The 13,623-nt window shown below is 51.3% G+C and carries 12 protein-coding genes; 4 read left to right on the top strand and 8 right to left on the bottom strand.

Annotated features, from left to right (window positions below; translation table 11 throughout):
- Positions 1 to 20 precede the first annotated feature (20 nt).
- The gene (gene mdeB, locus ACXX82_RS09505; RefSeq protein ID WP_458562809.1) at positions 21 to 2,705 is read left to right on the top strand and encodes an alpha-ketoglutarate dehydrogenase; all 2,685 of its coding nucleotides are present in this window, start codon (positions 21 to 23) and stop codon (positions 2,703 to 2,705) included.
- A gap of 513 nt (positions 2,706 to 3,218) precedes the next feature.
- On the opposite strand, the gene glmS is transcribed toward mdeB, so the two are convergent.
- Entirely contained in the window at positions 3,219 to 5,036 is a 1,818-nt protein-coding gene (glmS, locus tag ACXX82_RS09500; protein ID WP_322233984.1) for a glutamine--fructose-6-phosphate transaminase (isomerizing), read from the bottom strand.
- A gap of 172 nt (positions 5,037 to 5,208) precedes the next feature.
- Here glmS and ACXX82_RS09495 point away from each other — a divergent pair, with 172 nt between their 5' ends.
- On the top strand, positions 5,209 to 5,673 hold the full coding sequence (locus tag ACXX82_RS09495; RefSeq protein ID WP_322233982.1) for an Lrp/AsnC family transcriptional regulator: 465 nt from the start codon (positions 5,209 to 5,211) through the stop codon (positions 5,671 to 5,673).
- Positions 5,674 to 5,794: 121 nt separating this feature from the next.
- Here ACXX82_RS09495 and glmU read toward each other — a convergent pair whose 3' ends face one another.
- The 6 genes from glmU to ACXX82_RS09465 all read right to left on the bottom strand — a co-directional run bounded on the left by glmU (position 5,795) and on the right by ACXX82_RS09465 (position 11,211).
- Positions 5,795 to 7,153, bottom strand: a complete 1,359-nt coding sequence (gene glmU, locus ACXX82_RS09490) for a bifunctional UDP-N-acetylglucosamine diphosphorylase/glucosamine-1-phosphate N-acetyltransferase GlmU (RefSeq protein WP_323506140.1) — start codon at positions 7,151 to 7,153, stop codon at positions 5,795 to 5,797.
- 345 nt (positions 7,154 to 7,498) lie between these two features.
- Entirely contained in the window at positions 7,499 to 8,083 is a 585-nt protein-coding gene (locus ACXX82_RS09485) for a hypothetical protein (protein WP_322233978.1), read from the bottom strand.
- Between the two features lie 238 nt (positions 8,084 to 8,321).
- Positions 8,322 to 8,654: a YegP family protein gene (locus ACXX82_RS09480; protein WP_322233976.1), complete on the bottom strand. Its 333-nt coding sequence runs from the start codon at positions 8,652 to 8,654 to the stop codon at positions 8,322 to 8,324.
- 307 nt (positions 8,655 to 8,961) lie between these two features.
- Entirely contained in the window at positions 8,962 to 9,924 is a 963-nt protein-coding gene (ttcA, locus tag ACXX82_RS09475; RefSeq protein WP_416186851.1) for a tRNA 2-thiocytidine(32) synthetase TtcA, read from the bottom strand.
- A gap of 32 nt (positions 9,925 to 9,956) precedes the next feature.
- Positions 9,957 to 10,373 (bottom strand): dihydroneopterin aldolase, encoded by a 417-nt coding sequence (locus ACXX82_RS09470; RefSeq protein ID WP_323506141.1) that lies wholly within the window; start codon positions 10,371 to 10,373, stop codon positions 9,957 to 9,959.
- A 49-nt stretch (positions 10,374 to 10,422) separates the two neighbouring features.
- Entirely contained in the window at positions 10,423 to 11,211 is a 789-nt protein-coding gene (locus tag ACXX82_RS09465; protein ID WP_322233972.1) for an SDR family NAD(P)-dependent oxidoreductase, read from the bottom strand.
- 232 nt (positions 11,212 to 11,443) lie between these two features.
- Here ACXX82_RS09465 and ACXX82_RS09460 point away from each other — a divergent pair, with 232 nt between their 5' ends.
- Both ACXX82_RS09460 and ACXX82_RS09455 read left to right on the top strand, forming a co-directional pair.
- Entirely contained in the window at positions 11,444 to 12,622 is a 1,179-nt protein-coding gene (locus ACXX82_RS09460; protein ID WP_323506142.1) for a class I SAM-dependent methyltransferase, read from the top strand.
- A 171-nt stretch (positions 12,623 to 12,793) separates the two neighbouring features.
- Positions 12,794 to 12,988, top strand: coding sequence for a DUF2905 domain-containing protein (locus ACXX82_RS09455; RefSeq protein WP_322233966.1), 195 nt, complete (start codon positions 12,794 to 12,796; stop codon positions 12,986 to 12,988).
- Between the two features lie 58 nt (positions 12,989 to 13,046).
- Here the strand turns inward: ACXX82_RS09455 and ACXX82_RS09450 are convergent, their stop codons facing one another.
- Positions 13,047 to 13,490: an ArsC/Spx/MgsR family protein gene (locus ACXX82_RS09450; RefSeq protein ID WP_458562808.1), complete on the bottom strand. Its 444-nt coding sequence runs from the start codon at positions 13,488 to 13,490 to the stop codon at positions 13,047 to 13,049.
- Positions 13,491 to 13,623: the final 133 nt, after the last annotated feature.

The following is a 13,623-nucleotide window of genomic DNA, read 5'->3' as shown; positions in this document are numbered from 1 at the left end:
TCAAGCGAGGAACGAAAGTCATGGAAATGTCATCCACGAACCATTTGAATGGTCAGTTCGATAGCGATGTGCAAGAAACCAGCGAATGGATGGAGGCATTCCAAGGCGTGATCGAAGCCGCTGGTCCGGAACGTGCGCGTTATCTGCTGTCGCGGCTGAGCGCAGCTGCGCAGAAGGCTGGCATCAAATGGCGTGACTCGCGCAATACACCTTATACCAACAGCATCCGCGTTGAAGACGAGCCTCCTTTTCCGGGCGGTTCAAATGCGCTCGCCATGGAGCAACATCTGGGTAGTCTGATCCGCTGGAACGCATTGGCAATGGTGGTGCGCGCCAACCGCGCGTATGGCGAACTGGGCGGACATATCGCCAGTTATGCCTCGGCAGCCGATCTGTTCGAAGTCGGCTTCAACCACTTTTTCCGTGCCAGGACTGACGATTTCGGCGGTGATCTGGTGTACTTTCAGGCCCATTCTGCTCCCGGTATTTACGCGCGTGCATTTCTTGAAGGCACGCTGACGGAGAAAGAATTATCGTTCTACCGGCAGGAAATTGAAGGCAAGAAACAAGGTACGCAGGGATTGTCGTCCTATCCACATCCGTGGCTGATGGAAAATTTCTGGCAGTTTCCGACCGGCTCGATGGGACTAGGTCCGATCAGCGCGATTTATCATGCGCGCTTTATGCGCTACATGGAGAACCGCAGTTTGCTGAAACCGCAGGACCGCAAGGTCTGGGGCGTATTTGGCGATGGTGAGATGGATGAGCCGGAATCGCTGGCCGCGCTCAGCCTTGCTTCGCGTGAGACGCTGGATAACCTCGTCTTCGTGGTTAACTGCAATTTGCAACGGCTCGACGGTCCGGTACGTGGCAACGGTCATATCGTCGACGAGCTGGAAACCTTATTTACCGGCGCTGGCTGGAACGTCATTAAATTATTGTGGGGTTCAGACTGGGACCCGTTATTTGCACGCGACAAATCGGGCGAGTTGGTCAATGCGTTAAACGATACAGTAGACGGTCAGTTGCAAACATTTGCGGCCAATGATGGCGCATTTAATCGCGCCCATTTTTTCGGGCAGAATCCAGCGATGCAGGCGATTGGTGCAACGCTGACCGACGATGAGATCGATCGTCTGCGACGCGGCGGCCACGACATGAAAAAAATTCATGCGGCGTATGAGGCAGCGGCCAATCATCGTGGTCAACCTACGGTGATTTTGGCGCAAACCAAAAAAGGTTTTGGTATGGGCGCAGCGGGTCAGGGCAAGATGACCACGCACCAACAGAAAAAACTCGATACCAGCGATCTGATCGCGTTCCGTGACCGCTTTCGTTTACCGATTTCGGATGCGGATTGCGAAGCGCTGGCGTTTTATAAGCCCGCTGATAACAGTGCCGAAATGTGCCATTTGTTGGAGCGACGCGCTTCGCTGGGGGGTTTCATGCCACGCAGAAATAAAGTGCAAACCAAATTGGCAGTACCGGAAATCCGTGCCTACGCTAAATTTGCGCTCGAAGCCGATAACAAGGAGATGTCGACCACCATGGCGCTGGTGCGGATGATGGGGGGATTGTTGAAGGACGCTGTAATAGGCAAACACATCGTACCGATTGTGGCCGATGAGGCACGTACTTTCGGCATGGCCAACCTGTTTCGGCAAGTGGGGATTTATTCCGCACAAGGTCAACTATATGAGCCAGAAGACATTGGCTCAATTCTGTCCTATCGCGAGGCCAAGGACGGACAGATTTTGGAAGAAGGCATTACCGAAGCGGGGGCGATTTCTTCGTGGACGGCGGCTGCAACCAGCTATTCGGTACATGGTTTGCCGATGTTGCCGTTCTATATCTACTACTCGATGTTTGGCTTCCAGCGCATCGGCGATTTGATCTGGGCCGCCGCCGACCAACGTGCGCGCGGCTTTCTGATTGGCGCGACCTCAGGGCGCACCACGCTGGCGGGCGAAGGCTTGCAGCATCAGGATGGTTCCAGTCATGTGATGGCAGCAATGGTGCCGAATTGTGTGTCCTACGATCCTGCGTATGCCTATGAATTGGCAGTGATCGTGCAGGATGGTATGCACCGTATGCTGGACAACAATGAGGATGTTTTTTACTACCTCACCGCGACTAACGAAAATGAAGCGCAGCCGAGCCTTCCGCAAGGTGCTGAAGAGGGTATCAAGCGCGGCATGTATTGCCTACAATCGCAGGAAAATCCTGACGTACGTTTGCTGGGTGCCGGACCGATCTTGAAAGAAGCAATTGGCGCTGCTGCTTTGCTTAAAGAAAAATTCGGTGTGATCGCGGAAGTCTGGAGCGTCACCAGCTTCACCGAGCTGGCACGCGACGGCATCGCAGCAGAACGCAATCAACGCCTTTCTTACGTTTCGACCGAAGCGTATGTCACGCAGCAACTGAGCCCGAGTAGGGGGCCTGTTATTGCCGCCAGCGATTACGTGAGGAGTATTCCCGAAAGTATCCGTGCCTACGTCCCGGCAGATTACGTTACATTGGGAACGGATGGCTTTGGACGCAGCGATACACGCGCTAACCTACGTGATTTTTTTGAAGTCGATGCGAAATGGATTGCGTTTGCTGCATTGCGTGCGCTGCCTTCCGGCAAAGATGCCGCGCAGTTGGCGAAGTTTGCAGAAGTGCTTGGGCTGGATTTGGGTAAACCGTTAGCGATGACGGTTTAATGTATGCGGAGAGGTCGCCATTGCAATCCAATAATCGCTTGTGACCAACGTGAGGCCGGTGACAGGTAGCGCCCCCGAGTTGTTGCGTATGCGCTAACGCACACGGGAATCAGGTTTTTGGAAAATTGGATGCATTAAATATCGGGGATGTTCGCTGACGATTTTAATAAAAAGATCCGGCAACGCGATGTTGTCGCCACGCCGAAGGTGGTTCAGCAGTTGGTTTAAGGAGGGTTCGGCAATTATGGACAACTTGCTCCTCGCGGCTTAGTCGCGCGCCGCATGCTGTTTGGCTTGTTTAAACCAGACGACATTTAGTGCTAGTCACCAGCGGCTCCACGACGGTGAAAGTGACCTTAGTGAGCCGCTTTCGTAAAGATTTCATAGCGGTTTCGGATGGCCGAAAAACTGGTCACATGATGCAATAGCGGTTGCCAACTTAGGGAGGCATTACTCAATCATTAAGTGAATTTTTTTGTGGTCCACACATTAAAATAACGCGCTTACCTCTACTCACTCAACCGTCACCGACTTAGCCAAATTTCTCGGCTTATCCACATCCGTCCCACGTGCCAGCGCGGTGTGATACGCCAGTAACTGTAACGGCACCACGTGCAGAATTGGTGATAGAACGCCATAGTTTTCCGGCAGTCGAATCACGTGTACGCCTTCGCTGGAATTGATACGGGAGTCGGCGTCGGCGAAGACGTATAACTGACCGCCACGAGCGCGGACTTCTTGCATGTTGGATTTGAGCTTTTCGATTAGGGCGTCGTTGGGGGCGACGGTGACGACGGGCATTTCTTCGGTGACTAGCGCGAGCGGGCCGTGTTTTAGTTCGCCAGCGGCGTAGGCTTCGGCGTGGATGTAGGTGATTTCTTTGAGCTTTAATGCGCCTTCGAGGGCGATTGGATAGTGAATGCCGCGCCCGAGGAAAAGTGCGTTTTCTTTACGTGCAAAGGCTTCGGCCCAGGCGACGATGTGCGGTTCCAGTGCTAGGACGCTTTGGAGCGCAGCGGGCAGATGACGTAGTGCTTTGAGGTGCGCTTGCTCTTGTTCGTCGCTGAGGCGATTTTTTGACTGTGCTAATGCCAGGGTCAGCAAGAAGAGGCCGACCAGTTGCGTGGTGAAGGCTTTGGTTGAGGCTACGCCGACTTCGACGCCTGCGCGGGTGATGTAGGCTAGCGCGCATTCGCGCACCATGGCACTGGTGGCGGCGTTACAAATCGTCAGCGTGTGCAGCATTCCTAGGGCACGCGCATGTTTCACGGCGGCGAGTGTGTCGGCAGTTTCGCCGCTTTGGGTGATGGTGACGACCAGTGTGTTTGGGTTCGGCACGCTGTCACGATAGCGATACTCGCTGGCGATTTCGACATTGGTGGGAATTTTGGCGATTGATTCTAGCCAGTATTTGGCGGTCAGGCCAGCGTAATAGCTGGTGCCGCATGCCAGTATAAGGACTGAATCTATTTTTTGAAAAGTGCTGAATGCTTTGTCGCCGAACAGTTCCGGCATGATGTTAATGACGCCTTCGAGCGTATCGGCAATAGCGCGTGGTTGCTCGAAGATTTCTTTTTGCATGTAGTGCTGATACGGCCCCAATTCGACCGCGCTGCTATACGCATGGACGGTTTTGACTTCGCGCTCGACAGATTTTCCATTGGCATCGACGATCCAGACGCCTTGCAGTTGCAAATCGACAACGTCACCTTCTTCCAGATAGACAATCTGATCGGTCGTGCCAGCGATCGCCATTGCGTCGGATGCGACGAAATTTTGCCCTTTCCCGATACCAACAATCAGCGGTGAACCTTGGCGGGCAGCGACCACGCGATGTGGCTCATTAAGGCTAAATACTGCGATGGCATAAGCGCCAGTGAGGCGCTTGACGGCCTGCTGGACGGTGTCGAACAAGTCGCCGGTGTACATGTGATCAACCAGATGGGCGATGACTTCGGTATCGGTCTGACTTTCGAACACATAACCGACGGCTTGCAATTCGGCACGGAGGTCATCGTGATTTTCGATAATGCCGTTGTGTACTAGCGCAATGCGGTCGCGGGAAAAGTGCGGATGGGCGTTGTGCGTGGCGGGTGCGCCGTGGGTGGCCCAACGAGTGTGGGCGATGCCGGTAAATCCGTTTAGCCCTGATGTGACGATCTGGCTTTCCAGATCGGCAACGCGCGATGTGCTGCGCGATCGTTGCAACTTTCCATCCAGATGTACAGCGACGCCGCAAGAGTCATAGCCGCGGTACTCAAGGCGTTTTAATCCTTCGATGAGGATTGGAATGACATTGTTTTGCGCAACTGCGCCGACGATACCGCACATGGCAACCTCAGAATAAATATGAATAATTCTATTCTAGGCGTAAGAGAATGAAATAAATGTTCTTTATACAGTTAAAAATGACGTATTATTTCACTGTAATTAATTGGTGATATTTAAATTCAAATATCACTAATTTTCGGTTAAATATTTCAGATTAATTTTGAATTTCCATATGGATATTATTTTAGATGGGCTTGATCGGCGTATTTTGAACGCGCTGCAAATGGATGCATCGCAAACCAACCAGCAGTTGGCGGCAACTATTCATGCATCTGCACCAACCTGTTTGCGTCGGGTTAAGCGCTTGACCGATCTGGGCGTGATCGTGCGCCAGGTGGCAATCGTTGCGCCGGAAAAGGTGGGTGCGGGACTAACGGCGCTGGTGGAAGTCACACTGGATCATCAGGGTGACGAATATCAAGTGGCATTTGAGGCGCTGGTTGCGAAAGAGGCGTCAGTGTTGCAATGCTATCGCGTATCGCCAGGGCCGGATTTTGTGTTGGTAGCGCAGGTTGCCGATATGGCGGCCTATCATGCGATGGCGCATAAGTTATTTGCGGCGCAAAAAAATGTACGCAACGTGAAAACGTATTTTTCGATTTTGCGCAGCAAGTTTGAGACTAACATTGCGGTTTGAGACAGAAGTGCTCGCTGTGTTGACGGTCTAAGGCGGTTAATGATGATCGGTTGAATGGTGTAACTTTCACCATGAACCGCCTTGGCTAGCGTTCAAATTCTGGCGCAACTTACCAAAAGTACTATTTTTTTATTTTTACAGGGCGTTCCCAGCCATCGATCGTCATTTGCTTACTGCGCGCTACGGTGAGTTTGCCTGCTGGCGCATTTTTGGTCAGCGTAGTTCCTGCTCCCAAAGTAGCGCCTTTGCCGACCGTGACGGGTGCCACGAGTTGACTGACGCTACCGATAAATACGTCGTCTTCAATGATGGTGCGGGATTTATTGACGCCGTCATAGTTACAGGTAATGGTGCCGGCCCCGATATTAACGCGCGAACCGATTGTCGCGTCGCCGAGGTAGGTCAGATGATTGGCTTTGCTGTGCGCGGCGATCTGGCTGTTTTTGACTTCGACGAAATTGCCGATGTGGACTTCTTCGCCCAGTGTGGTACCGGGCCGTAACCGGGCATAAGGTCCGATTTGGGAGGCTGCACCGACTGTCGCTTGCTCGATGTGGCAGAAAGGTTTGATATTGGCTGCAAGGCCAATGTGGGCATTTTTGATGACGCAATTGGCACCCACAGTCACGCCATCTTCTAACGTGACGCTTCCTTCAAAAATACAATTAACATCGATCGTGACATCGCGACCGCAAGTTAGCGTGCCGCGCACGTCAAGACGCGCTGGATCAAGCAAGGTCACGCCCTGTTCCAGCAGACGATCCGCAACGCTACGTTGATGGATGCGTTCCAGTTCGGCCAATTGGACTTTGCTGTTGACGCCTAAGGTTTCCCATACTGCGTCTGGCTGCGCTGATACGACTTCGGTGGCGCCGGCAACGGCGCTGGCGACGATATCGGTCAGATAATATTCGCCCTGTACATTGTTGTTCGATAAGCCAGCGAGCCATTGCTTTAGCAGCGCGGTGGGTGCGACCATGATGCCGGTGTTACATTCGGTAATAGCGCGCTCGGTTGGGGTGGCGTCCTTTTGTTCCACAATACGAACAATTGCGCCATTTTCTCGAACGATGCGGCCGTAGCCGGTTGGGTCGTCAAGTTGTACTGTCAAGATGCCGAGTTTGTCTGAGCCAGCTGCGGCTACCAGACGTTGCAACGATGCGCTGGTGGTCAGCGGCACGTCGCCGTATAGAACTAGTGTCGGCACAGCGTCGTCGAGTTGCGGAATCGCTTGCATGACCGCGTGGCCGGTGCCTAGTTGCGGCTCTTGCTTGGCAAATACTAAGTCGGCAGCAGTAAATTGGGTCAACACTGCATCGCCGCCGTGCCCGTAGATGACGCACAACGTCGTGGGCGATAAGGTGCGTGCTGTATCGATAACATGCGTTAGCAAGGATTTACCCGCCAGCGGATGTAAGACTTTGGGTAGGGCGGACTGCATGCGTTTGCCCATTCCAGCGGCGAGGATGACGACGTTCATGACGGTACTTTGCAGTGAAATGAGGTGCGAAATTTTAGCACGATGGCCCACAATCATTTCAATGGTTTTTGGTCGGCAATAGCGGATAAACAATATGGCAAGGCAATATCTCCGCGATCAGTAATGAGAGGCCTTAAAAGAGAACGAAGCGAGAAAGATAGTACTTTCCATTTGGTCGATGCTGGAGCTTCTGCTACGACGCTGAGGATATTTTTAAATACGGATTGGACGTCAACCCAGATAAATAATCCGTCTAGACGTAAACCTCCCATGGTGGCATTGCCACGGTGGGAGGTAAATATGCGATTTATAGCAACTTCATCTCATCAAAGACACTTTAAAGGCTTAATAGTGCTGCCAGAATCCGCTGGAAAAGGTCCAGGTGTTGCCACTTCGATACCAATGTGCCGGTGCATAAAAATAACCGTCGCGTCGCACTTCCCAATGTCCGCTGACCCATACGTGCTCGCCATTGTTCCAGCGCCAATAGCCGCCGATCCAGACATGGTTCGGACTAGGCGAGGGCGTCAGGTTTTCGATTCTAGGTGGAGGCGGCGCGACGTTGATGACTATTGCTGAGGTGCTAGTGGTTGGAACCAGCGTTACCCAACGACCTGGATGATAGGTCCATTCGACACCATTGTTACTCCAATAAGGATGCTGAAACACTTGATTTTGACGAGATTGTTCCCAGTGTCCGTTGTTCCAGACATAGCGGTTACCTTCCCATTTCCAGTGGCCGCCAATCCAATAGGCATCGGGATAAGGTGGCGGCGGGATCACCTCGGATAATGGCGCTGGTGGTGTTTGAACAATGTGATTTTCATGCGCTACGCGCTGTTGCGGTGCGACCACGCAACCGGCGACAGTAAGAGTGGCTGCAATAGTGAACGCCAGGACAGCATAACGATGAAGGTATCGATGTTTCATGTGAGCCCTTAATTAGTATTGTGCAGTCTAGAACGGATTGTCGTCAGAAAAGATGACGCGGCTTACAGTTGGTTGCAAATACAATAATAATTATTGCCTCTTGTGCAACAGTCTCGCAACAGAAAGCTAACTTCACACAACCATCAAGTGATCCGCCAAGTTATGCGGAGGTCGATGGAAATCGTATTTTTAAACCGTTATGTGATGACGTTGACTGGCCCATTACGTGACTACGTCGTCACGTGTCATTGACTACCGATTGCGTTGGTCCATTTTTCTTTACCGTGGCGATGGCAACATCGCGGGCAACGGTCGTGCTGTACATCAGACTGTGGCCGATGACTTGATGATTGGCAGCTTTCAGATTGAAGTAAAACTTGCCATTGGCTGCCTGATTTCGGCTGTACCGGTCATCATGCGAGCTGTTGGTTTGTACTGAGGCGATGCCATTTTCTGCAGATGCTTTGGCTGCGTAGGTTTCGCTGGTTAAGACGACTTCACCATTAGCTGCGTACAACACAAAATAAAACTGTCCATCGCTGTCCCTTTTGAGGGTGTAGGAAGCGGGCATATAATTTCTTCTCCGATGATTAATAGAGCGAGATGAGCACCCGTAAAACAAATTCACGTCCCGTTGACATGGCGGATTGATACAGCTTATTGAGGCCGCTTATCGACTTTGCTTAATGCCAGCAGGAGTTTTGATTATATAGTCCGATCTCGCAACTACCATTGAAAATTTGCAAGATGGTGAATTGTGCGTTTAACTGCCATAAACGGTTTATCGGTTAAATCAGTGATCCAAAGTTGGAAAACGGCTTATTTGTAACGTTTAGCGTCACAAATAAGCCGTTTGATTTGCCGAACTGGTTATTCAGTTATTCGGCAACTTGCAACGGAATGATGCTTGAGACAGTATTAGTTGGCACGGCGCATGGCTCATCATCAAAGGCAATATCGCCGTTGGGGTCGGCAATGCCGGTTGCTTTCAGTCCGGTGAAGTCGAACAGGTTGCGATCCATCAGATGCGATGGCGCGACGGTGGACAGCGACGAGAAAATGTTATCTACGCGCCCAGGATGCTTCTTTTCCCAATCACGCAGCATGCCTTTGATCTGTTTGCGCTGCAGATTTTCCTGACTGCCGCACAAATCGCAGGGAATGATCGGAAATTGTTTCACTTCAGCGTAGCGGCTGAGATCCGCTTCTTTTACATAGGCCAATGGGCGGATGACGATTTGTTTGCCGTCGTCTGACTGTAACTTGGCCGGCATACTTTTTAACTTGCCGCCAAAAAACATGTTTAGAAAGAAAGTTTCCATGATGTCGTCACGATGATGACCAAGCGCGACTTTGGTGGCACCCAGTTCTGTGGCGACGCGATACAGAATGCCGCGGCGCAGGCGGGAACATAGCGAGCAAGTGGTTTTGCCCTCCGGGATCAGGCGCTTGACGATACTGTAAGTATCCTGATTTTCAATGTGGAACGCCACGCCGAGTTTGGTCAGGTAGTCGGGCAGTATATGCGCAGGAAAATTCGGCTGCTTTTGATCCAGATTGACTGCGATGATCTCGAAATTGATCGGTGCACGCTGGCGTAACGTGATCAAAATATCCAACAGCGCGTAGCTGTCTTTGCCGCCCGATAAACACACCATAATTTTGTCGCCGTCTTCAATCATGTTGAAGTCGCCGATGGCTTGTCCGACTTGCCGACAAAGACGTTTATGCAGCTTGTTATTTTCGTGGGCGATCTTTTCGACTTGCTTTGCACTCGGCGGCGCTGGCTGCTCAGCAACGGCGCTCGCGAGATGGGGTATGGCTGGGATGAGATCCAGCATATTTGGATCGAAAAATGTTTTTAATACGGAATTCATAATGGCTCCAACAATGATGCTTTCGGTTTGATCCGAAATACTTCGACGCCAACTGAATCGCAGTCGTTATAAGCGTCCGGTTTTTCGGTGATGACACGCACGGCACGTACCTTGGGATGTGCCAGCAACGCGCTGGCAAGGTCATCACATAAAGTCTCTTGGAGATGTATATGGCCTTGCTGCATGCGTTTCGCGACAGTGTTACGCATGAAGTCGTAGTCGACAACTTCATCGAGTTGATCATTATTGGGTGTCGACACCGCCAATGGGATAAACAGATCAACGCTGATGAGCGCCCGCTGTTCGCCTTTTTTTTCGAATTCAAAGACGCCGATATTGATCTGCACTTCGTAGTTACGCAAAAATAGGCGGCGGCAGTCGCTAAGATCGGGATGGATGAGCGCAGATGGCATGGTTTCAGTCAGTAAAAATAAGGTTGATGTTGGCTGATTTTTTCATGAATCAGGTCGCCGATAGTGCAGATGCTGTGGTCGGGACAATGACATTCCGATTTCCTGAACGAGCGCGCAAATGCGCGCCGCCGTCGATCAGCAAAGTGGTGCCGGTAACGGCGGTCGAACTGGCGATAAAACAGATGCTGGCGGCAAAGTCATCCGCGGTCGTGGCAGCGTCCAATGTGAGAGTCAAACCGGGAGCATCAAGATTGAGCGCCGGGGCAATGCCAACCACGCGTACCCTTGGTGCCAGCGCCAGGGCCAGCAAGTCTGTCGCCTTTTGAAGTGCCGCTTTTGACAATGTGTAAGATAAAAAGTCAGGTGCGGGATTAAACAGTTTTTGGTCTAATAAATTAATGACCACCGCTTGCGCTCCTTCAGCAGTGGTTGCATGCAACGATTGCGCCAATAGAATTGGCGCGGCTAAATTGGTGCGCATATGCCGTTCCAGGTGTGAGGCTGAAAAATCGGCGGCAACATCAGCCACAACACGGGCTGCGTTATTGACCACGCACGTTAGGCTTCCAAGGGCGACAATGATCCGTGGGATCAACGACTTAACCTGTGTTTCATCGGCTAGATCGGCGCTGATGAGATGCACGCGATGACCCAGATTTTCGCATTCTTTGACGAGCTTCAGCAGCAATGCCGGTGGCTGTGCATCCCCGTAATGTAGGGCAAGGTCCCACCCTTGTTGTGCCAGCGCGCGCGAAATGATGCTGCCGAGTGGATTCGAGGCGTCGGTAACAAGTGCTACTTTGGCGTTTAATAGCGGCCGTGTGGGAGAGTAATTCATTGGGGAAAAAATTCACTAAAATTGGCTAAAATTCATTAAAGTCGAGTATGTTTCTTTAATATTCTCGAATAATTTTCTGAGTTGTTTCAAAAATCGTGCAAGCTCGGGATGACTATTCGTCTTTGTTTGTCTTTGCTTACGCTAAGATTTGCAGCGAATTGACAGTATGTTAGCATTTAAAAAAAGCTATTGAAGTTGCTATGAAACCGGTGATATCTCCTACAATATCGCCATGCAACTGCAACTACCCGAAGCTTCTATCGAAGCGCAGCACGCGTCACGCTTGCTGCACAACCTCATTGCCGCCGAAATCCGTCATTATGATGGCTGGATTTCATTCGCTCGTTATATGGAGTTGGCGTTATACGCACCAAACCTCGGGTATTACAGCGGTGGCGCAGCAAAACTGGGTAAAGACGGTGATTTTACAACCGCACCGGAGATTACGCCGCTTTTTGGCGCAACACTTGCGCAATTATCCACAGAACTGATCACTGCGACAGACGCAACGTTAGCGCCGCAGATGCTGGAGTTCGGCGCCGGTACCGGGCAATTGGCCTTTGATATCCTGACCGAATTGCATGCCAATGGGTTTAGTCTTGACGCATATTACATCGTTGAGCTGTCGGCCGAGTTGCGCGCACGGCAAGAGCAGAAGCTGAGTGGCTTTAGGCAAGTGCAGTGGCTGGATCGGTTGCCAGCGTCTTTTTCAGGCGTGGTGATCGGTAATGAAGTGTTGGATGCGATGCCGGTTGAGATGCTGTTACGGGGCGAACAGACCTGGATGCAGCGCGGAGTTGGCTTAGAAGAGGTGACGGATTCAGTCGGTGAGGCGCAGTTCGTCTATGTTGATCGGTTAGCAAATCCATCGTTGGTGGAGCAAATCCCAGGCGCTGATGACTTGGCGGTTGGCTATTTGACAGAAGTCCATCCGGTAGCAATCGGTTTTATGCACTCGGTAGCCGCAATGTTGAACGCCGGTTCTGGTGGTGTGGCGATATTCCTCGATTATGGATTTCCTGCGGCTGAATATTATTTGGGACAGCGCGATCAAGGCACGCTGATGTGCCACTATCGTCACCACGCACACCCAGATCCATTTTATTGGCCGGGTTTGCAGGATGTGACGGCCCATGTTGACTTTACCGCGATGGCCGTCGCCGCCATTCATGGTGGCATGGATGTGTTGGGGTATACCTGCCAGGCGGCTTTTCTACTTGATGCAGGGATTGCCGAATTGTTGTTGCGGACCCCGCCGGAAAATGCCTTGCAGTATTTACCTCAGGCGAATGCGGTTCAAAAATTAATATCTCCGGCTGAGATGGGTGAATTATTTAAGGTGTTGATTGTAGGGAAGCAAGCAATTTTTCCGGCCCGCTTTGGACGCAATGATCGTTGCCACAAATTGTGATCGAGCTTGATGGGCCTAAATAGCGATAGGCTCAAATTAAATTGCCAAACTTGTTTGTTTTACTTAACGCATTTAGCGGCTTGGTCATAGCTGTCGATCATGTTCTAAGGTGTTGTACGTAAGACCGTCCTGCCGCTGGCATCAAGATGTGGCTTCAATTGAAAGAACGGTATGATTCGTTGGGTTTTAGTAATTTTTCTTGCGGTAATTGTATTGTCCAGCGCTCTGCCATGGTTAGAAAAAATGGGCATCGGACGCTTGCCTGGAGACGTCCGATTTAAGCTGTTTGGCAAAGTATTCTCGTTGCCATTTGCCTCGACGATTCTGATTTCGACAGTCGTATTTTTGCTCGCACGATTTCTGTAGAAAAGGGGCGTCCAAGTGTTATCGCGATAGCTTGCTGGTCATGCGTCTTATAGGCGGTTTATTCTGCCGAAGGTGGTGCCGGGACCACATCCGCAACGGTAACCGCAGCCGCAGCCGCAGATTTTGACCGGGGTTTTGCTTTCCCCGAGGTTTCAAATAATGTCTCTACCAATGCGGATGGTTGTGCGATGACGGCACGATTTTGATATTCCACGATGGGGCGCTGTAGCAATTTTGGATAATCAACGAGTGCTTGTAATAGCTGGGAGTCGTCAGCCTTGGAGAGCTTGAGTTTTGTGTACTTTGGATCCTGATTGCGCAACATGGCACTGATCGGAAGGCCTAATTTCTTTTGCAAGTTAATCAGCTGCGGGATACTCAACGGTAGTTGCTGATAGTCGATTATCTCGAGGATAAGGTTTTCACGGGTCGAAATTTCTTCGATCAGGTGAAGTGCTTCGCGCGAAAACGGGCAGCGAGGATGGTGATAAATTGTGATCATAATTGGAAGCCTTTTTGTAATACTGCTGCCAAATGCTGGCGGCGTTGAGTGTAAACGCGCTAGCGAAGGATGTCGAGTTTGTCGGTTCTAAGCAGCAGCGAGATCGCCCGATCCGCCGTGAAGGTTGATTCCG

The organism is Glaciimonas sp. GNP009 (assembly GCF_054343755.1).
Note: the sequence above shows the minus strand (reverse complement) of the source record. Positions and strands in the feature narration are given on the sequence as shown.